General features: G+C 70.6%; 15 protein-coding genes. 10 read left to right on the forward strand and 5 right to left on the reverse strand.

From position 1 onward, the window contains the following. The first annotated feature begins 3 nt into the window (after positions 1-3). On the forward strand, positions 4-1278 hold the full coding sequence (locus ACIOEW_RS08490; protein ID WP_401962546.1) for a lytic transglycosylase domain-containing protein: 1275 nt from the start codon (positions 4-6) through the stop codon (positions 1276-1278). A 14-nt stretch (positions 1279-1292) separates the two neighbouring features. On the opposite strand, the gene ACIOEW_RS08495 is transcribed toward ACIOEW_RS08490, so the two are convergent. Then, positions 1293-2357 carry an ATP-dependent DNA ligase gene (locus ACIOEW_RS08495; RefSeq protein ID WP_401962548.1) on the reverse strand — a complete coding sequence of 355 codons (1065 nt, stop codon included), beginning with the start codon at positions 2355-2357 and terminating at the stop codon, positions 1293-1295. Between the two features lie 97 nt (positions 2358-2454). Between ACIOEW_RS08495 and ligD the strand changes: the two genes are divergently transcribed. Both ligD and ACIOEW_RS08505 read left to right on the forward strand, forming a co-directional pair. Continuing rightward, the gene (gene ligD, locus ACIOEW_RS08500) at positions 2455-3474 is read left to right on the forward strand and encodes a non-homologous end-joining DNA ligase (RefSeq protein WP_401962980.1); all 1020 of its coding nucleotides are present in this window, start codon (positions 2455-2457) and stop codon (positions 3472-3474) included. Continuing rightward, positions 3471-4562: an ABC transporter permease gene (locus ACIOEW_RS08505; protein WP_401962551.1), complete on the forward strand. Its 1092-nt coding sequence runs from the start codon at positions 3471-3473 to the stop codon at positions 4560-4562. The genes ligD and ACIOEW_RS08505 overlap by 4 nt, the downstream gene beginning before the upstream one ends. Before the next feature lie 15 nt (positions 4563-4577). Here ACIOEW_RS08505 and ACIOEW_RS08510 read toward each other — a convergent pair whose 3' ends face one another. After that, on the reverse strand, positions 4578-6737 hold the full coding sequence (locus tag ACIOEW_RS08510; RefSeq protein WP_401962553.1) for an OmpL47-type beta-barrel domain-containing protein: 2160 nt from the start codon (positions 6735-6737) through the stop codon (positions 4578-4580). A gap of 74 nt (positions 6738-6811) precedes the next feature. Beyond that, entirely contained in the window at positions 6812-9304 is a 2493-nt protein-coding gene (locus tag ACIOEW_RS08515) for a ThuA domain-containing protein (protein WP_401962554.1), read from the reverse strand. Between the two features lie 262 nt (positions 9305-9566). Between ACIOEW_RS08515 and ACIOEW_RS08520 the strand changes: the two genes are divergently transcribed. Beyond that, positions 9567-10580 (forward strand): multicopper oxidase domain-containing protein, encoded by a 1014-nt coding sequence (locus ACIOEW_RS08520; RefSeq protein ID WP_401962556.1) that lies wholly within the window; start codon positions 9567-9569, stop codon positions 10578-10580. Here the strand turns inward: ACIOEW_RS08520 and ACIOEW_RS08525 are convergent. Together ACIOEW_RS08525 and ACIOEW_RS08530 are read right to left on the reverse strand one after the other, a co-directional pair. Beyond that, complete coding sequence (locus ACIOEW_RS08525) at positions 10577-12772, reverse strand: DEAD/DEAH box helicase (protein ID WP_401962558.1); 2196 nt, start codon at positions 12770-12772, stop codon at positions 10577-10579. The two genes, ACIOEW_RS08520 and ACIOEW_RS08525, sit on opposite strands and share 4 nt — an antisense overlap. A 105-nt stretch (positions 12773-12877) precedes the next feature. Next, positions 12878-13660 (reverse strand): IclR family transcriptional regulator, encoded by a 783-nt coding sequence (locus ACIOEW_RS08530; RefSeq protein ID WP_401962560.1) that lies wholly within the window; start codon positions 13658-13660, stop codon positions 12878-12880. A 193-nt stretch (positions 13661-13853) separates the two neighbouring features. On the opposite strand from ACIOEW_RS08530, the gene ACIOEW_RS08535 reads away from it, so the two are divergent. The 6 genes from ACIOEW_RS08535 (at position 13854) to ACIOEW_RS08560 (ending at position 18674) form a co-directional block, all read left to right on the forward strand. Then, entirely contained in the window at positions 13854-13964 is a 111-nt protein-coding gene (locus tag ACIOEW_RS08535; protein WP_311309001.1) for a putative leader peptide, read from the forward strand. A gap of 141 nt (positions 13965-14105) precedes the next feature. Beyond that, positions 14106-15131, forward strand: a complete 1026-nt coding sequence (locus ACIOEW_RS08540; RefSeq protein ID WP_401962564.1) for an ABC transporter substrate-binding protein — start codon at positions 14106-14108, stop codon at positions 15129-15131. Next, entirely contained in the window at positions 15131-16153 is a 1023-nt protein-coding gene (locus tag ACIOEW_RS08545) for an NrtA/SsuA/CpmA family ABC transporter substrate-binding protein (RefSeq protein WP_401962567.1), read from the forward strand. Before ACIOEW_RS08540 ends, ACIOEW_RS08545 begins: the two co-directional genes overlap by 1 nt. Next, a complete protein-coding gene (locus ACIOEW_RS08550) occupies positions 16150-17034 on the forward strand; it encodes an ABC transporter permease (protein ID WP_401962570.1) in 885 nt (294 codons plus the stop codon). The genes ACIOEW_RS08545 and ACIOEW_RS08550 overlap by 4 nt, the downstream gene beginning before the upstream one ends. Then, positions 17031-17786 carry an ABC transporter ATP-binding protein gene (locus ACIOEW_RS08555; RefSeq protein ID WP_401962573.1) on the forward strand — a complete coding sequence of 252 codons (756 nt, stop codon included), beginning with the start codon at positions 17031-17033 and terminating at the stop codon, positions 17784-17786. Before ACIOEW_RS08550 ends, ACIOEW_RS08555 begins: the two co-directional genes overlap by 4 nt. After that, positions 17787-18674 (forward strand): ABC transporter substrate-binding protein, encoded by an 888-nt coding sequence (locus ACIOEW_RS08560; RefSeq protein ID WP_362541832.1) that lies wholly within the window; start codon positions 17787-17789, stop codon positions 18672-18674. It begins immediately after the preceding gene. Positions 18675-18678: the final 4 nt, after the last annotated feature.

The following is an 18678-nucleotide window of genomic DNA, read 5'->3' on the forward strand; positions in this document are numbered from 1 at the left end:
CGCATGAGGTTCAACGGCACCATGCGCCGCGGCATCGGCGGCACGGCAGCAGCCGTCGCCGCGATGGCAGCGCTCACCGCGTCCCAGGCACCGGGACTCGTCGCGCACGAAGAGACGCGGAAACAGAAGACGGAGGCGGAGGAGGTCAATTGGTCGCAGGTACCCAACGACGACTCCTACCACACCGAACTCCCGCCCCTGAAGAGCCCCGAGCCCCCGAAGCCCGGCGTCAAGCGGAGCAGGGCAGCCGTCCAGTCGTGGGCTGAGGCGGGAATCCCGTCCACGGTGCTCGCCGCCTACCGCAGGGCGGAGAGCGCGCTGGGGCGCAGTGACCCGGGCTGCCGGCTGCCGTGGCAGTTACTGGCCGCGATCGGCAAGGTCGAGTCCGGACACGCGGGCGGCGGCCGGGTCGACGCCCACGGCACGACGCTCTCCCCGATCCTGGGGCCGGTGCTCAACGGTGCCGGGTTCGCGAACATCCCCGACACGGACGGCGGCGGATACGACGGGGACAAGACCTACGACCGGGCCGTCGGCCCCATGCAGTTCATCCCCTCGACCTGGGCGCACTGGGCGAGGGACGGCAACGGCGACGGCCGCAGCGACCCGAGCAACATCTACGACGCGTCCCTGGCCGCCGGGGCCTATCTCTGCGCCGGCACACGCGATCTGACGGTGCGCGCCGACCTCGACCGGGCGATCCTGAGCTACAACCACTCGGACACCTATCTGCGGACCGTGCTGTCCTGGCTGGCGTTCTACCGCAACGGCATCCATGTGGTGCCCGACGGCAAGGGCACGGTGCCCAGGAGCCCCGGTGCCGGCAGCCCGAACGAGCCCAAGCACCCCGTGGGCGGGCCGGGCACGGGCGGCAACGACGGCGGCGGCATCGAGGTCGGCCCGCAGCCCAGCCACTCCGCGAGTCCGACGGCTCCGGGAACCGAGGGCCCGGGCACGAGCCCCTCGCCGGGCGACACGGATTCCCCCGACCCCGGCGGCTCCACGGATCCGGGCACCACCCCCGACCCCACCGACACCGGCTCCACCAGCCCGGACCCGACGACGACTCCTGACCCCGGCACCACCCCCGACCCGACCACCACGCCGCCCGGTCCCGGGGAGCCGGGCTGCCCGACGGGCACCGCCTCGCCGGACCCGACCGACTCCGCCTCGCCGGACCCGACGGAAACCACGGGTACCGGGGAGACGCCTTCGCCCGGCCCGACGGACACCGGGGAGCCCTGCGCCACTGATCCGGCGCCGCCGGCCACCGGCTGATTCCGGCGGTTCGTTCAGCTGCCGTCCGACAGCACCTCGGCCAGGTCGTACCGCACCACCTCTTCCAGCTGCGCGTAAGTGCAGCCGGAAGGGGCGCGGTCCGGCCGCCACCTGCGGAACTGGGTCGTGTGCCGGAATCTGTCCCCCTCCATGTGGTCGTACGCCACCTCGCAGACCCGCTCCGGTCGCACCGGCACCCAGGACATGTCCTTCTTCCCCGACCAGCGGCTCGGTGCGCCGGGCATCCGGGCACCCTCGTGGGCCTCGGCGTCCGCCCAGGCCCCCCAGGGATGGCCGGCGACATCGGTCACCAGGGGTTCGAGCTCGGTGACCAGCTCGGCGCGGCGCTTCATCGGGAAGGCGGCGCAGACGCCGACGTGCTGAAGGGCGGCCCGCTCGTCGTACAGACCGAGCAGCAGTGATCCGACGACCGGACCGCTCTTGTGGAAGCGGTAGCCCGCCACCACGCAGTCGGCGGTGCGTTCGTGCTTGATCTTGTACATCGCGCGGGTGTCCGGCCGGTACGGCAGATCGAGCGGTTTGGCGACGACCCCGTCGAGGCCCGCACCCTCGTACCGTTCGAACCACTCCTGGGCCACGGCCGGATCCGTGGTCGAAGGAGCGATATGGACAGGGGCCGCGGCATCGGCGAGCGCGGCCTCCAGTACCGTGCGCCGGTCAGACTGCCGTGTGTCCAGGAGCGAGTCGTCGCCCAGCGCGAGGAGGTCGAACGCGACCAGACTCGCCGGAGTCTGCTCGGCCAGGAGCCGCACCCGGGAGTCGGCGGGGTGGATGCGCTCACTGAGCCGGTCGAAGTCCAGCCGCCCGTCGTACGCGATCACGATCTCGCCGTCGACGACACAGCGCGGCGGCAGATTCTCCCGGACCGCGGTGACCAGCTCGGGGAAGTAGCGGGTGAGAGGCTTGCCGGTGCGGCTGCCGATCACCACCTCGTCGCCGTCCCGGTGCACGATCGCCCGGAAGCCGTCCCACTTCGCCTCGTACTGCATCCCGGGCGGGATCCGTTTCACGGACTTCGCGAGCATCGGCTTCACGGGCGGCATCACCGGCAGGTCCATGCCCCGATTGTGGACCGCAAGGCGTCCGGAGTCCTCCGATATGCGGCATATGTGCGCCCCGCCTACCGTGGCCGACATGGCAGCAGCGGGCAAAGCGGTGGAGCTGGAAGCGGCGGGACGGGCCGTCCGGCTGTCCAATCCGGACAAGATCTACTTCCCGGAGAAGGGCTACACCAAGAGGGACGTGGCCGAGTACTTCCTGGCCGTGGGCCCCGGGATCATCCGTGCCCTGCGCAACCGGCCCACCACCCTCCAGCGGTTCGTGGACGGCGTCGAGGGTGAGTTCTTCTACCAGAAGCGGGCACCGAAGAACCTCCCCGAATGGATCCCCACCGCCGAGATCGCCTTCCCGAGCGGGCGTTCCGCCAGCGAGATCTGCCCCACCGAGGTGGCCGCCGTCATCTGGGCGGCCAACCTCGGGACCCTCACCTTTCACCCGTGGCCCGTCCGCGGCGGGGACACCGATCACCCCGACGAGCTGCGCATCGACCTGGACCCGCAGCCCGGAACCGACTACGCCGACGCGGTCCGGGCCGCCCTCGAACTGCGCTCCGTCCTGGAAGAGCACGGGCTGCGCGGCTGGCCCAAGACCTCCGGCGGCCGCGGCATCCACGTCTTCGTCCCCATCGAGGCGCGCTGGACGTTCACCGAGGTCCGGCGGGCGGCCATCGCGGTGGGGCGCGAGCTGGAGAGCCGGATGCCCGACCGGGTGACCACGGCCTGGTGGAAGGAGGAGCGCGGCGAGCGCATCTTCGTCGACTACAACCAGACCGCCCGCGACCGGACGATCGCCTCCGCCTACTCCGTACGCCCCCGCCCGCACGCCCCGGTGTCGGCGCCGCTGCGCTGGGAGGAGATCGAGGACGCCGAACCCCGCGACTTCGACATCCGGACGATGCCGGTGCGGTACGCGGAACAGGGTGATGTGCACGCGGACATGGACCAGGAGGCCTTCCGGCTCGACGCACTGCTGGAGCTTGCCGACCGGCACGAGAGCGACGGCGGCCCCGGTGACATGCCCTACCCGCCGGAGTACCCGAAGATGCCGGGCGAACCGAAGCGGGTGCAGCCCAGCCGTGCGCGTCACGACGAGGACGGCGACGGGGACGACGCATGAGCACATCAGGTCAGGAGCCCGAGGCGCACCCCGACGCACACCACGGGGCGCACAGCAGGCCGCTGACCAGGGGCGAGAAGTGGGCGGCGTACAAGGAGTCGCCCTACTTCCCGGCGACGGTCCTGGTGCTCATCCTCGCGGCCGCCGCCGGGCTCTTCGCCGGCTCCTACACGTACGCCATGGCCAATCCGACCCCCCACCGGATTCCGACCGCCGTGGTCAGCCAGCCGGACACGGCCCGCGGTAAGGAGTTCGTCGCCGCGATGGACAAGGCACTCGACGCCTCCCTCGTCATCCATGTCTACAAGACCCCGGCCGCGGCGCGTGAGGCGCTGGAGGAGCAGGAGGTCTTCACGATCGTGCGGTCCGGCAGCCGCGGGGTGGAGATCGACGTGGCCAGTGCCTCCGGCGCAGCTGTCGCCCAACTGCTCGCGGAATCCGCGGTGAAGGTGGGGGACACGCTCCGCCTCCCGGTCGCCGTCGCGGACGTCAAACCGCTCCAGAGGGGCGATCCCCGCGGGCTGGCGCTCTTCTACATCTCGCTCGCCGCCGTGATCATCGGCTTCGTCGGCTCCATCCAGCTGAGCGTGCACGCCAAGGGCCTGATCCCGCTGGAACGGATCGCGTTCACGGTTCTCTACTCGCTGCTGGGAGCCTTCTCCATCGCCGCGGTGGTGGACTGGCTGCTGGGCGCCGTCGATCTGCCCTTCGCCGAGTCCTGGCTGATCCTGGCGCTGACCATGTTCACCTCGGGCATGGTCTTCACCATGTTCAACACCATGATGGGGCGCTGGGCCATGATCCCGACCTGGGGCCTGATGGTGATTCTTGGAAACCCCTCCTCCGGCGGAGCCGTGTCCTGGCCGCTGCTGCCCTCGGTGCTCGGGCACATCGGACGCTGGCTGCCACCGGGCGCCTCCGTCAACGCACAGCACACCGCCGTGTATTACCAGGGCCATCAGAAGCTCTTTCCGTTCCTGGTGCTCGCGGTCTGGTGCCTGGTCTCCATCACGGTCTTCTGGGTGTGGCGCCACCGGCATCCGGGAGGCCGCGACCACATGCCCGAGCATGCGGCCGCTGCCACCTGATCCCGAACGGTTTCGCTACAGCTCCTTGATCCGGATGTCCCGGTAGGAGATCACGTCCGAGGTGCTGTGGACCTGGAGCCCGATGTAGCCGGAGGCGTACCGCCGGCCGTCGGTGCCCGGGTCGTCACCCCGCGGCGGCTCGAAGACCTGACCGCCGGTGTTGTCGAACTCGTTGAGCAGGACACCGTTGCGGTAGATCGAGTAGTGCTGGTCCACCACCCGGATCTCGTAGTCGTTCCAGGTGCCCTTGGGGGTGACCCCGGCACCGGCGAGACCCACCCGGTCGAACCCGTAGACGGAGCCCGTCTTGTACATGTCGCCGTCCGGCCGGTCGTTGACCTGGATCTCATGGCCGTACTTGATGGCGACCCACTCCGGATTCGGCTCCTCCGGATTGTCGTGGACGTTGGGGAAGCGTACGAACACCCCGCCGTTGGCGTTGCCCGTGCCGGGGGCGTCGTCCCGCCACTGGAGCTTCAGCGAGAAGTCCCCGTACTGGCGGCCCGGGAACCACAGCATGCCCATGCCGTCCACTGTGGTGGAGCTGGTGATCGCGCTGTCCGCCTCGTTGAGCGCGAACTGCCCGCCACCCACCTGCTGCCACTTGGCGAGCGAGGCGGCCGTGCCGTCGAAGAGCTTGCTGTAGCCCTCGTCCTGGCCCGGCTTGCCGATTCCCGACTGCTTGGCCGCCTTGTAGATCTTCTTGTGCTCTCGGGCGTCGATCACCCCGGCGGTCAGCAGCTTGTCGAGGACCTTGTCGACGTGCTTGAGGAACAGAGCGTGCGACGACCAGTCCTTCTCGTCCTCGATCAGCTCGTTGATCGTGCAGCGGTTACCAGTGATGCGGTTGGGGACCCCGGTGTCGACGGTGCCCACGATGACGGTGAGGCGTTCGTCGAACTCCGGGCAGTTCGGCGCCGGAACACCGCCGCTCTGCGCGACGGTGAACGACACCTGCGACGCTGCGGAGGTGTTGCCCGCCTTGTCCGTGGCCCGGTGGGCGACCGTGTGGTAGCCGATCCGGTCGACGATGACGGTGGCCGTGTAGGCGAGGTACGGGCCGCCGTCCAGGGAGTACTCGACCTTGTCCACCCCGCTGTCGGCGTCGGTCGCGGTGACCGTCACCTTGGCGCTGGTGAGGTAGGCGCCGTCCGAGTTCTTGTCGCCCTCGACCTTCGCGGACGTCTCGGGCGCCGTCGTGTCCTGCGTCGGAGGCTCGACGACGGTGAAGTCCACCGCCTTCTCCGCGGCCGCGTTGCCGGCCTTGTCGGTGGCGCGGTAGCGAACGTGCTGCGCCCCCACCTCGTGCACCATGACGGGACCGGCGTACGTCTGCCAGGCGCCGTCCGCCCCGAGGGCGTACTCGATGGTGTTGACGCCCGAACCGGTGTCGGACGCGGTGACGGTGACCGTCGCCATTCCCAGGTACTGCCCCTGGTCGTCCTTCTCCCCGGACACGGTCGCCGAGGTCTCGGGAGCGGTCGTGTCGTCCGTCGGCGGAGCGGCGACCGCGAACTCCGCCGTCTTCTCCGCGGCGGCGTTGCCCGCCTTGTCGGTGGCGCGGTACCGGATGACGTGTGTGCCGACCTCGTTCACGACGACCGGCACGGTGTACGGCTGCCAGGCACCGTCCGCCCCGACCGCGTACTCGACGGTGTCGACGCCCGAACCCGCGTCGGTGGCGGCGAGGGTGACGGTGGCCTGACCGACGTACGCGCCGTCGGCGTTCTTGTCGCCGTCGACCTTCGCCGAGGTCTCGGGCGCGGTGGTGTCCTCACCGCCGCCCCCGTCGGTGACGGTCAGGATGCCCTGCATCGTCTCGTGCCCCGGCATCGTGCAGTGGTAGAAGTACCGGCCGGGGGTGAGCGTGACCTCCGCGGTCTGCTTGCCGCCCTGGTCGTCACCCGGGTTGGCCAGCAGGTTCAGGGGGACGTCGTTGTTGAACTCCGGGTCCGACACGCTGAAGGTCAGCGTGTGCGGCATGCCGGTGGTGTTGCCGGTCGCCGCACTGTTCTCGAAGACGATGGTCGCCTTGCCGGCCACTGCCGTCTTCGGCGCGGAGAGGTAGTGGTCGATGGGATTGCCGGCCGTCCAGGTCAGCACCTGGTCGGCCGCCGCGTCCGCCGGGGCAGCCGTACGGCCGTATGCCGCCGTCGACGTCAGCCCCAGCACCATCAGGAACGATCCCAGTAGCGCGAGCCACAGCCTCGCGGGCCGCGACCGCCTTCGGAAGATGATCGAACGGTGTCTCACTGCACTGCCGCCTTCCTGGCCAGATCCTTGACGGCCGGGGTCGGTGCGCCGCCCTTGTACGTCACGCGCCACAGCGCGGACTTGGAGTCGGAGGTGAAGAAGCCGCGCCCGTAGTCCAGGACGTACAGCGAACCGTCCGGAGCGAACTTCCAGTCCATCAGGTTGCGGATGCCGTCGGCGCCCACCGGGATGATCTCCTTCAGCGACTCGGCGTGCGTGGGCAGACCGCCCTTGCCGACCGTCTTCGGGTCGGTGAGCACGGCGTGCCGCGGCTGGGTGTCGTCGTAGAAGTCACCGACGAACCACTTGCCGTCCCAGTACGAGGGCCACTTGTCGGCGCTGGTGCTCGCCGCGTCGTACCGGTAGACCGGCCCGTTCATCGTGGCCTGCCCGCCGCCCTTGAGCCAGGGAAGGAGCTCCTTCTGGTCCTCCACCTTGTAGCTCGGGATGCCGTTGTCGTCGCGCGGGTAGTCCACGCCACCGCCCTGCGGCGAGTACCAGATGGTGTTGGAGGTGATCGGCGGCAGCTTCACCAGACCGTCGTTGTTCGGCGACTCGTTCTTGGGGTGGTCGCAGTCGTACCAGCCGAGCGGCTTGCTCGGATCCGGCAGATTGCGGTCCCGGTAGGGCTGCTTGTTGCCCATGCAGTACGGCCAGCCGTGGTTGCCCGCCTGGGTGATCGCGGCGAACGTGTCGTACTTGGCCGGGCCCCAGGTGGTGCTCGGGGCGCCCGCGTCGGGGCCGACCCAGCCCGCGTACAGCGTGTCGGTCGACTTGTCGACGGAGATTCGGGCCGGGTTGCGCACACCCATCACATAGATCTCGCCGCGGGTCTTGCCGCCGCCCTCGTCCGGCTCCTTGCCGGTGAAGAGATTGCCCGCGGGCAGCGTGTAGGTGCCGTCGTCCTCGGGGTGGATCCGCAGGATCTTCCCGTTGAGGTTGTTCGTGTTGCCCGCGGTGCGGCGGGCGTCGGCGAACGAGACGCCCTTGTAGTTCGGCTGCGGGTTGTTGCCCGAGTAACCGTCACTGAAACCGGAGGAGTTGTTGTCGCCGGTCGCGATGTACAGGTTGCCCTTGGAGTCCCACGCCATGCCGCCGCCGGCGTGGCAGCAGCTGTGGATCTGGACCGGCCAGTGCAGCAGCACCTTCTCGGAGGAGAGGTCCAGCTTGTTCGTCGCCAGGTCGAGAGTGAAGCGGGAGACCTGACGGACCGCCATCTGCTTGTCGCGGTCGATCTTGTCGTGGGGTGTGTAGTGCAGGTACACCCAGCCGTTCTTCTCGAAGTCGGGGTCGAGCTCGATGCCGAGCAGACCCTCCTCGACCTTGATCAGCTCGTCGCCACCGCCCTTGTTGCCGAAGATCGTGAGTTCACCGGCGAGGGTGACCTTCTTCGTCCCGGGGTCGTAGACGTGGATCTGGCCCAGGCCCTTGCCGACGTTCGGATCGTTCCAGTCGGTGACGACCGGCACACTGCTGTCCGCACCGCCGCGGCCGATGTACAGGACACGCCCGTCGGGGGCGGTCACCAGGCCGTGCGGCTCGCCGATCTGGTCGTTCCTGCCGGGCTGGTTGGGCTGGGTCACCTTCTCCGCCGTGTAGTTGGAGGTGATCGTCGCCTTGCAGTCGGCCTGCGAGATCCGGGTCGTCCAGTCGAGTGCGCCGCGCAGGTGGTCCCGGAAGTCGGCCTCAGCGAAGCTGTCGACCGTACCGCCCATGGCGGTGTAGAAGGACCGGCCGCCGTCGTAGTCACGGCACCAGGAGACCGGGTGGTCCCAGCCGTTGGCGCTCGTCCCCGGCTTGTACGTGATCTCCCGGACGCGCGCCACGGTGTGCACGTCGCCGGACGGATTGTCCTTCCAGTTCAGCCACTTGTCCGGGCGCTTCCACTCCAGCGGCAGGTTCTTGGTCGCCGGGTGCTGCCGGTCACCGATCTCCACCGTCGCGCGCTGTACGGACGTGGGGCTGCCGGCCGCCGGACGCGCACCGACCAGGCCGGTGAACCAGTCCGAGTACGGCTCGGTGCGCGCCGCGTCATGGATACCGAGGAAGCCGCCCCCGGCCTCCATGTACGCCTCCAGGCCTGCCTCCTGCTCCGGGTCGAGGACGTCACCGCCACCCGTCAGGAAGACCACGGCGTTGTACTTGCCGAGCTTCTTGCCGTTGGTGAAGACGGCCGGGTCGTCGGACGCCACGGTCTTGAACCGGCCTGCCTCCGGCCCGGTGAGCCCGATCCTCTCGATCGCCGCGATTCCGGCGTCGACCGTGGGGGACTCCTCGGTGGCGGAGGCATGGAAGACGAGCACCTTGACGTCGGCGCCGCCGGGCGGCGACGGCAGGGACAACGTTGTCGCCAAGGACTCCGGCGCTCCGGGGTCCGGCCTGGCACTGGCGGCATTGCCGCCGAGCAGGGATGCGGTCATTACGCCGGCCGCCAGGGCCGCCGCAACACCGCGTCGCGATCTGGACCTGTGATGTGGTGTGCGCTGCATGTGGTCACCCACCCCTCTTTGGTCACTGCAACAGCGCATGAAGCTAGACCTCTTTTCGCGACTCGCCAATAGCTATGGCAGCAATGAAACGAACTTTGTCCTTAGTGTGGATAAACGAAGATCCCCGGGCTACGGTATGGCCCGTTCCGGAGACGGCCGTGCCCGCGGCCCGTCGGCCCGCGCGGTCTGCGTATCTCCGTGCCTCATGCCGTGGTTGTCTCGGCTTTCTCCGCAAGACCCGTCCAACAGTGGGGAGTTCGACATGGACCGCAGGAGCTTCAACCGGCGGATGCTGATGGGCGGCGGGGTGGTGGCGGCGACCGGCGTGACATCGTTGTCCCTCGGTGCGATCGAGGCCACCTCCGCGGAGAACCCGCCCCCGACAGCACCTGCGGGAGGGGTGGTGCGCCATCTCAAGCTGTACGCCGAGAAGTTGGCGGACGGCTCGATGGGGTACGGGTTCGAGAAGGGCAAGGCGTCGATTCCCGGACCGCTGATCGAGATCAACGAGGGCGACACCCTGCACATCGAGTTCGAGAACACGATGGACGTGGCGGCCAGCCTCCATGCGCACGGCGTCGACTACGACATCGCGAGCGACGGTACCCGGATGAACAAGAGCATCGTCGAACCGGGCGAGACCCGCACGTACACCTGGCGCACCCACGTCCCGGGCCGGCGCAAGGACGGCACCTGGCAGCCGGGCAGCGCGGGCTACTGGCACTACCACGACCACGTCGTCGGTACGGACCACGGCACGGGCGGGATCCGTAAGGGGCTCTACGGACCGGTGATCGTGCGGCGCAAGGGCGACATCCTGCCCGACAAGACCATCACGATCGTCTTCAACGACATGACGATCAACAACAAGCCCGCCGACAAGAGCCCGGACTTCGAGGCCACGGTGGGGGACCGGCTCGAAGTCGTCATGATCACGCATGGCGAGTACTACCACACGTTCCATATCCACGGTCACCGCTGGGCGGACAACCGTACGGGCCTGCTGACCGGACCCGACGACCCGAGCCGGGTCATCGACACGAAGATCGTCGGGCCTGCGGACTCCTTCGGCTTCCAGGTCATCGCGGGTGAACACGTGGGTGCCGGCGCCTGGATGTACCACTGCCATGTGCAGAGCCACTCCGACATGGGCATGGCCGGAATGCTGCTGGTCGCCAAGGCGGACGGGACCGTGCCGGGGCACGAGGGGCACACCATGGCGTCATCACCGGAGGCGAAGGAGACCGGGGGTACCTCGGCGCACGGCGGGCATTAACGCGCCGCGTCCGCCGCCGTGGCGAGGCGCTGCTGTTCCTCCTCGACGATGCGGCGGGCCAGCGACCCGTCCGACACGTCCACGGCGTCCGGCGTCGTCTCGGCGACGTCGCTGCGCCGTGCGTACGCGTCGAACAGCCGCTCCTTGCGGGCCAGGATGTCCAGCATCCGCTGGTCGACGCTGTCCGGCGCGAGGAGCCGGTGGACCTGGACCGTGCGTATCTGTCCCATCCGGTGCGCGCGGGCCACGGCCTGGTGCTCCATCGTCGGTTTGATCTGCGGCTCGCAGAGGATGACGACCGAGGCGGCCTGCATGTTCAGCCCGATCCCGCCCGCCTGGATCTGGCTGAGCAGTACCGCGTGACCGTCCGCCGCGGCGAAGCCGTCGATCAGCTGCTGCCGCCGGGCGGCCGGGACGCTTCCCGACAACGGTCCGAACACACCTTCCCCCAGGGTGTGGTGGACCGTTTCGAGCACCTCGCGGAAGGAGGAGAACACGACGACCTTCAAGCCGTTGTCCGCCGCTTCCCCGACCAGCTCGCGCAGCCGGTTCAGCTTCGCGGACGTGGCGGGGTGGGCATACGCTGCCCGGCGCATCCGCATGAAGTGCCCGGCGGACACCGCCTCGTGGTAGGCCCGCTGATCGGCCTCGCTGAACTCCTCCCACTCGTCGACCTGCACGAGTGCGGGGAGTTCGGTGAGCACGTCCTGCTGGTTGCGGCGCAGATAGGCGGGGGCGACGGCCCGGCGGAAGGCCTGCGAACCGGCGACGCCGTGCGTGGTGTTGACCGAGGGGGCCAGTTCGGGCTGGAGATGGCGGACGAGGCTGCGGAACTCCTCCACCCGGTTCTCCATCGGGGTGCCCGTCAGGAAGAGCACGTGCTCGGTCCCCGCCGACCAGCCGGACACCGCACGGGAGCGACGGGTGGCCGGATTCTTGACGTAATGGGCCTCGTCCACGACGAGCATGCCGGGCCGCACACCGCTGTCGCCCGCGAGGGGAAGGGTGTGCAGGGCGTCGAAGGTGGTCAGCGCGACCCCGCCGCTCTCGCGCCACTCGGCGAACGCGCCCTGCCGCTCAGGACCGTGCACCGGCAGGGCGCGCAGCGTGGAGCGGGCACGGATCTCCCGCGTCCAGTTGATCAGCACACTCGCGGGGCACACCACCAGGAAGTGCGTCTCCCCGCGTGCCGCGAGATGGGCCAGCGCGGCGATGGCCTGCACGGTCTTGCCGAGCCCCATCTCGTCGCCGAGGATCACCCGCTTCTGCGCGAGCGCGAAGCGCGCGCCGAAGGACTGGTAGCCGCGCAGTGAGACCCGCAGCCGGGCGTCGTCCAGCCGCAGTCCGCGCACCCGGTCGGCGATCCCGGACGGCAGGAAGCCCTCGGCCGCGTCCCGGTCCGGACCGGTGCCGGACATCTCCGCCAGCAAGCTGTAGTACTCCGCGGACCGCAGCTCGAAGTCGACCCAGGCCGCGACGTCGGACTCCGGGTCCCGCAGCAGATCGACCGACACCTGGCCGAACAGCAGAGGGAGTTCGCGCTCCACCGCGTCGGCGACGGCCGCCCACACGGAGACGACGGCCTCCAGTGCCTGTGCCCGGAGCCGGCGCCGGGCGAAGACCATTCGCAGCCGCCCCCGGGCCGGACCGGCCGCAGCCAGCAGCGGCTCCAGGCGGTCGGCCAGCCGGCGGGCCCCGTCCACGGCCCGCCGCACGTCCGGCCCGGCCTCGACCAGCCGGTACAACGCGGTGACCAGGGCGGTCGTGGCGTCGTCGGGGGTGTCCACATCTATCCGCAGGGCGACGGTGTCGCGCACCGCGTGTGCGATCTGGCCCGCCGCGGCCAGGGTCTGATCGGCCGTCTGCGCGCCCACGCCGGGAATCTGGCGGAGCTCGTAGCGGCTGGCCCCGTACACCTGCCCCACCGTCGTGAAGCCGGCCTGCTCGACGGCGCCGAGCCGCAGCCGGCCCTCGGTGACGTCCTTGAGCCGGGACACCGGGATGGCCGACAGCTCCTCGCGGACGAGGGCGTCGAGCAGCGGGTCCAGAGCCGTGCGCACGGCGCCGACAGCACAGGCGTGGTCCGCGAGGACCCCCCGCGCGGCGCCGAGCAGCCCGTCGGCCCGCGCCAGCAGCTCCCGGGCGGCACGCCCGGTCGGCGCCCCGCCCTCCGTGGAACCGGACTGAGTCATGTCGTTCCTTCTGTCCCCGCCGCGTTGCCGCCGCGCTTTCCGGATTCCGCCCGGAGCGACTCATATCGTCCCACGCGCGACTGACAGCGGGGTCCGGCGGAGGGCTCAGGGCGTGGGAGGCCGCCGCTCCGCCGGTGACAGCAGAAGCACCTCCAGGGCGCGTGCGCAGGACCGCGCCTGCACCAGGAACCAGTCGGTGCGCGTCTCGGTGATCACGGATGGGGTGGCTCGTACCGCCAGGGCGAAACGGGCGTGCCCGGCGCCGTCCAGCACCGGCACCGCCAGGGTCCGTACCCCGTGGGCCGACTCGCCGTCGTTGACGGCGTACGCGGCGGACCGCACCCGTGCCAGCTCCGCCTCCAGGGCCGCAGGTTCGACGATCGTCCGGTCGGTGAAGGCGGGCAGCGGGGGCAGCGAGGAGGGGCCGCCCTCGCCGGGCCGCGCCCAGGCCAGCAGCACCTTGCCCAGTGCGGTGGAGTGCAACGGCCGGCGCAGACCCACCTTGGGGGTCACCGAACCACCCGCGACGATCACCGCGTGCGGTCCGCTGCGCAGGGCCAGGTCGGCGGTGGCGCCCGTGCGATCGGCGAGATCGGCCAGCTCGGGGGCGGCCAGATGCAGACCGCGCTGATGGTAGGAGAGCCTGCCCAGTTCGGTCACGGCCGGGCCGAGCCGGTAGCGGGACGTCCGGGCGTCCTGCTCCAGGAACCCGGCACCGAGCAGGGTGCGGGCCAGCCGGTGGGCCGTGGACACCGACAGCGTGAGGCGGCGGGCCAGATCGGAGGCGCTCAGATCGGGGCCGTTGTCGTGGAAACAGTGCAGGACGTCCAGGGCGCGCTGTACCGCCTGGGCCCCGCCGGGAGCGCGTACTGCGGCCGCCTGGGTCATGTGGGTTCACTCTCCGCTCGTGGGGATGCGGGGTCCGACGTTGCCACATTGCGGGAGTCCCACCGGGTGGAAACTGCCTGGTGAAACACTGCGTTCATACGTAATCCCACATCATGGGAAGCGAGTTGTGGCCGGGCGTCGCCCCGTGGCAGGCTGCAGCCGTCACCACCGACGAGCTGAAGGGAGCAGTGCCATGGCCGGCCGCCGAACCGCGACCCCCGCCCACGCCGCTCCGGTCCCGCTCGCCCTCACGCTGCGCCGTCACATCGACCTGGCCCGCGTGTCAAGCGCCGCCTGTCGCTGACCCTCCCCGCACGTTCTCTTCACGCCTGACGCGTCGCTCCGACGCGTCACGGGCCCCTGCCGTACGTACCCCTCCCGGCTCCGGGACGTACGTGCCGCGCCCGCCGGCTCCCCCCGCTTCGCCGATCCTCGGGAAGACTCCATGACGCCTGCCGTCCTGCCCCGGACCCTCTGGTTCACCCGCTGTCCCGTACCCACCGCCACCGGCATCGCCGCCGACCGGCAGTGGCTCACCGACGAGTTCGCCACCGACGGCATTTCCGTGCGCTCCCTCCAGGACGCCTCCCCGGATGCCGACCGCGCCGCGCACTACACCCACGCCCTGCCCGGCCTTTTCCGGGAGGGCGGCAACGTCCCCGCCCTGTGGGCCCGTTCGCGGGGCGAGCACACCCGGCTGATCGGCCTCACCTGGATCGAGGAACGGCAGACCGTCCTGGTCGCACCGGGCTCCGGAATCCGGGGCGCCGAAGCACTGCGCGGGCTGCGGCTCGCCGTGCCGAAGCACGACATCGCCATCGACTTCTGGCGTGCCATGGCCCTGCGCGGCTTCGAGGGGGCGCTCGCCTCCGCCGGACTCGCCCTGGAGGACGCCTCACTCGTCGACGTACCCGCCGACGGGCACACCGGCCAGTGGGCGGCCGAACTGGCGGCGCTGCGCCGCGGCGACGTCGACGCCGTGTACGTGAAGGGTGCGCTGGCCGTCGAGGCGGCCCGCCGGGCCGGTGCCGAAGTGGCCGTCGAACTCGATGACCTGCCCGACCGCCGCTTCCGCGTCAACAACGGCACCCCGCGTCCCATCACCGTCCATCAGCAGCTCCTCGACGAGCACCCCGGCCTCGTCGACCGCTTCCTCGCGGTCCTGCTGAGGGCCGCCGACTGGGCCGCCGGGCAGCCCGACGAGGTGGCCCGCATCCTCGGCGCCGAGACCGGGGCGGGCGCCGACGGAGTCGCCGGCGCCTACCGCCCCGGCACCCACCTGACCCTCCACCCCGACCTGTCCGCCGAACGCCTCGGCCTGCTCGCCGCGCAGGAGGCCGGGCTGCGCGCCCACGGCTTCCTGCCCGAGCCCGTCGACGTCGCGGCCTGGGCCGACCCGGAGCCGCTGCGCCGCGCAGTCGCCCTGGCCCGCCGAACCTCCGCCCACCTGAGCCCAGAGGAACCCTCATAATGAATCTCCCCCGACCACTGCGTACGGCAGCCGTTCCGGCGCTGCTCACGATCTCCGCGCTCGTCGCCCTCACCGCCTGCGGCACGTCCGAGGCCGACAGCGCAGCGCAGGGCTCCGGCAGCAAGGCGACCGTGACCGTCCGCATCCCCGACCCCGGCAACTCCGGTGTGCTCGCCCTCGGCAAGAAGGACGGCAGCCTCGACAAGGCCCTGTCCAAGGCGGGTGCGAAGGTGCAGTGGACGGGCAGCGCAGGCCCGTTCGCCCCGGCCGCCCAGGCGATGAACGCGGACCAGCTGGACATCGCCACGGGGTCCATCACCTCCGGCATCACCTCGCTCGCCCAGCGGCCCGGCTTCAAGTTCTTCACCGCCGTCGACCCGGACGCCGCGGGGGAGGGCATCCTCGTCAGGAACGGCTCGGACATCGGGTCGGTGGCCGATCTCGTGGGCAAGAAGGTAGCCGTCAACCAGGGCGGCACCGGTGAGTACCTGCTGCTCAAGGCCCTCGCCAAGGCCGGCATCCCGGCGGACAAGGTCACCCGGGTCTATCTGCGGCCCGACCAGACCGCCGCGGTCTTCAACGCCGGCAAGGTCGACGCCTGGGCCGTATGGGCCACCTACGCGGTCGCCGAGATCGGCAGCGGCAAGGCGCACTTCGTCGCCGACGGCGCGGCGATCGGCTCGGACAACTACAGCCTCAACGCCGTACGGACGGAGTTCGCCGAGCAGCACCCGAAGGTCGTGAAGGCCCTCTACCAGTACCTCCACGAGGCCAGCGCCGAGGAGAAGCAGAACCCGGCCGCGTACCTCAACGTCTTCACGGACGTCGGCCCCACCGCCGTGACCGGAAAGGCCAAGGAGGTCCAGACGGGATTCACGGCGGAGGGCGGCACCGTCGACCCCATCGGCCCCGAGGACATCGCGCGCTTCAAGGACGTCGCCTCGTTCTACGCCGAGCAGAAGGTCACCAAGGCCGAGGTCGATGTCGCCGCGCACCTGCTCGACGTCGGGAAACTGGCATGAGCGACACGGCCGCCGCGGCGCCCGGACTCGTCCGGCCGAGCCCCGGCCCGGGCGACACCGCCGCCGCGCCCCCCGGACTCGTCCGGCCCCGCCCCCAGCTCCGCAGGGCCCGCAGCCGGGGCTACGCGCTCGGCGTGCGCACCATCGGTCCGGCCCTGCTGCTGGCCCTGTGGTGGGTGGCATCCGCCACCGGGCTCCTGACCCCCGACGTCCTGGCATCCCCCGGTGAAGTGCTCCGGGCCGTAGGCGAGTTGTGGGGCAACGGACAGCTGCCCGACGCACTCACCACCTCCCTCACCCGTTCCGGTCTCGGCCTCCTGATAGGCCTCGCCGCAGGGCTGACACTCGGCATCACCACCGGATTCACCCGCCTCGGCGACGAACTCCTCGACTCCTCGCTCCAGACCCTGCGCACCATCCCCTTCCTCTCCCTGGTACCGCTGTTCATGGTCTGGTTCGGGATCAACGAGACGGCGAAGATCCTCCTCATCGCCGTCGCCACCACCTTCCCGATGTACGTGTCGACATCGAGCGGAGTCCGCAACACCGACCCGAAACTCATCGAGGCCATGCGGAGCTTCGGCATGGGGCGCCTCGCCCTCGTACGCGAAGTCGTCCTGCCCGGCGCCCTGCCGTCCCTGCTCGCCGGGCTGCGCCTGTCGATGACACTCAGCGTCATCGCGCTCATCGCCGCCGAGGAGATCAACGCCACCGCCGGCATCGGCTATCTGATGTCCCAGGCGCAGAGCTACGCACGCACCGACATCCTCGCCGTCTGCATCCTCGTCTACGGGCTCCTCGGGCTGGCCGCCGACATCCTCGTGCGGCTGCTGGAACGCCTGCTGATGCCGTGGCGCACCCCTCAGGGAGTCACCCGATGACCGAGACGACATCCGCGCCCGCCGTAAGGGTGAGAGGGCTGCGCCGTGTCTTCGGGAACCGTGCAGTCCTCGACGACCTGCAACTGGATATCTCCCGGGGCGAGTTCGTCGCCCTGCTCGGGGCAAGTGGCAGCGGGAAGACGACTCTGCTGCGCATTCTCGGAGCCCTCGACGGTGCCGACGGGGGAGAGGTGCTCGTCCCCGAGGCGCGCACCATCGTGTTCCAGGAACCCCGGCTCGTCCCGTCGAAGAAGGTCCTCGCCAATGTCACGGTCGCGCTGCCGCGCAGCCGCTCCGCACACGGGCTCCGGGCCCTGGCCGAAGTCGGCCTCGAACGCCACTCCGAGGCCTGGCCGGCCACCCTCTCCGGCGGTGAGGCCCAGCGCGTCGCACTCGCTCGCGCCCTGGTCCGTGAACCCGAACTCCTGCTGCTCGACGAGCCGTTCGCCGCGCTCGACGCGCTGACCCGGCTGAAGATGCAGGACCTGGTCGGCGAGCTGTGCCGCAGGCACCGGCCCGCCGTCCTGCTGGTCACCCACGACGTCGACGAGGCCGTACGGCTCGCCGACCGAGTCGCGGTCCTGCGCGACGGCCGGCTCGTCACCGACGAGACCGTCGAGGTGGGCCGGCCGCGCGACCCCGGCGATCCCGCCTTCGCGGCCCTGCGCCGACGCCTCCTCGCCGACCTCGGCGTCGAGGCCCCCGCACCCTCTGTTCCCTCCCTCGTCCGTACCGAAGCAGGAGTGATCTGAATGACCATCACCATCGGTGTCCACAGCAGCAATCCGTCCCTCTACCACCTGTACCACCTCTCCCGCCTCGGCTTCGCCCAGGAGGAGCTGGCCCCGCTGGGTGAGAGCGTGGTCTTCCACCCGTACACCAACGGCGTGCGCACCGGAGAGCTCCTGACCCGGGGCGTCATCGACTTCGGCGGCACCGGCTCCACCCCGCCCGTCACCGCGCAGGCCACCGGTCACGACATCGTCTACACGGCCGTCTCCGCCCCGCGCCCCGAACACGGCGCTGTCCTCGTCCCCGAGGACAGCCCCGTCCGGACCGTCGCCGGCCTCAAGGGCTCGACCGTCCACCTGGCGATCGGCTCCTGGCAGACCCATCTGATCGCCAAGGCACTGGACGACGCCGGACTGTCCTACGCCGACGACATCACCGCCGTCCGCAGCAACGCCGACAGCGAGCAGCTGCTGCGCACCGGAGAGATCGCCGCCTGGGTTGCCCAGGGAGCCGAGCTGGCCGCCGCGCGGCGCACCGGCGGGCTGCGGACCCTGGTCCGTACCGGCGACGTCATCAGCGACCGTTCCGTCTTCTTCACCCGCCGAGACCTCGCCGAATCCCGGCCCGAGGTGGTCGAGGCACTGACCCGGGCGCTCGAGCGCGCCGACGAGTGGGCGGCGGCCCACCCCCGGCAGGCGGCCGAGATCGCCGCGGCGGACCTCGGCGGATCGGCCGACGACTGGGAGACCGCGCTCGCCTCGCTGCCCTGGACGATCGAGCCCGTCACCGACGCGTTCATCGCCGAGCAGCAGGAGGCTGCCGACATCTTCCACCGGACCGGATTCATCGACCGCCCGGTCACCGTGGCGCACGCCCGCGCCCGTACCGCTGCCGACAAGGCGGTATGACGAC

The organism is Streptomyces sp. NPDC087901 (assembly GCF_044742205.1).
In the GTDB taxonomy this organism is placed as follows: domain Bacteria; phylum Actinomycetota; class Actinomycetes; order Streptomycetales; family Streptomycetaceae; genus Streptomyces.

Coding starts and splice junctions, on each gene's coding strand:
- ACIOEW_RS08490 (WP_401962546.1), top strand. CDS start 4: ATGAGGTTCAACGGCACCATGCGCCGCGGCATCGGCGGCACGGCAGCA.
- ACIOEW_RS08495 (WP_401962548.1), bottom strand. CDS start 2,357: ATGGACCTGCCGGTGATGCCGCCCGTGAAGCCGATGCTCGCGAAGTCC.
- ACIOEW_RS08505 (WP_401962551.1), top strand. CDS start 3,471: ATGAGCACATCAGGTCAGGAGCCCGAGGCGCACCCCGACGCACACCAC.
- ACIOEW_RS08510 (WP_401962553.1), bottom strand. CDS start 6,737: ATGGTGCTGGGGCTGACGTCGACGGCGGCATACGGCCGTACGGCTGCC.
- ACIOEW_RS08515 (WP_401962554.1), bottom strand. CDS start 9,304: ATGCAGCGCACACCACATCACAGGTCCAGATCGCGACGCGGTGTTGCG.
- ACIOEW_RS08520 (WP_401962556.1), top strand. CDS start 9,567: ATGGACCGCAGGAGCTTCAACCGGCGGATGCTGATGGGCGGCGGGGTG.
- ACIOEW_RS08525 (WP_401962558.1), bottom strand. CDS start 12,772: ATGACTCAGTCCGGTTCCACGGAGGGCGGGGCGCCGACCGGGCGTGCC.
- ACIOEW_RS08530 (WP_401962560.1), bottom strand. CDS start 13,660: ATGACCCAGGCGGCCGCAGTACGCGCTCCCGGCGGGGCCCAGGCGGTA.
- ACIOEW_RS08535 (WP_311309001.1), top strand. CDS start 13,854: ATGGCCGGCCGCCGAACCGCGACCCCCGCCCACGCCGCTCCGGTCCCG.
- ACIOEW_RS08540 (WP_401962564.1), top strand. CDS start 14,106: ATGACGCCTGCCGTCCTGCCCCGGACCCTCTGGTTCACCCGCTGTCCC.
- ACIOEW_RS08545 (WP_401962567.1), top strand. CDS start 15,131: ATGAATCTCCCCCGACCACTGCGTACGGCAGCCGTTCCGGCGCTGCTC.
- ACIOEW_RS08550 (WP_401962570.1), top strand. CDS start 16,150: ATGAGCGACACGGCCGCCGCGGCGCCCGGACTCGTCCGGCCGAGCCCC.
- ACIOEW_RS08555 (WP_401962573.1), top strand. CDS start 17,031: ATGACCGAGACGACATCCGCGCCCGCCGTAAGGGTGAGAGGGCTGCGC.
- ACIOEW_RS08560 (WP_362541832.1), top strand. CDS start 17,787: ATGACCATCACCATCGGTGTCCACAGCAGCAATCCGTCCCTCTACCAC.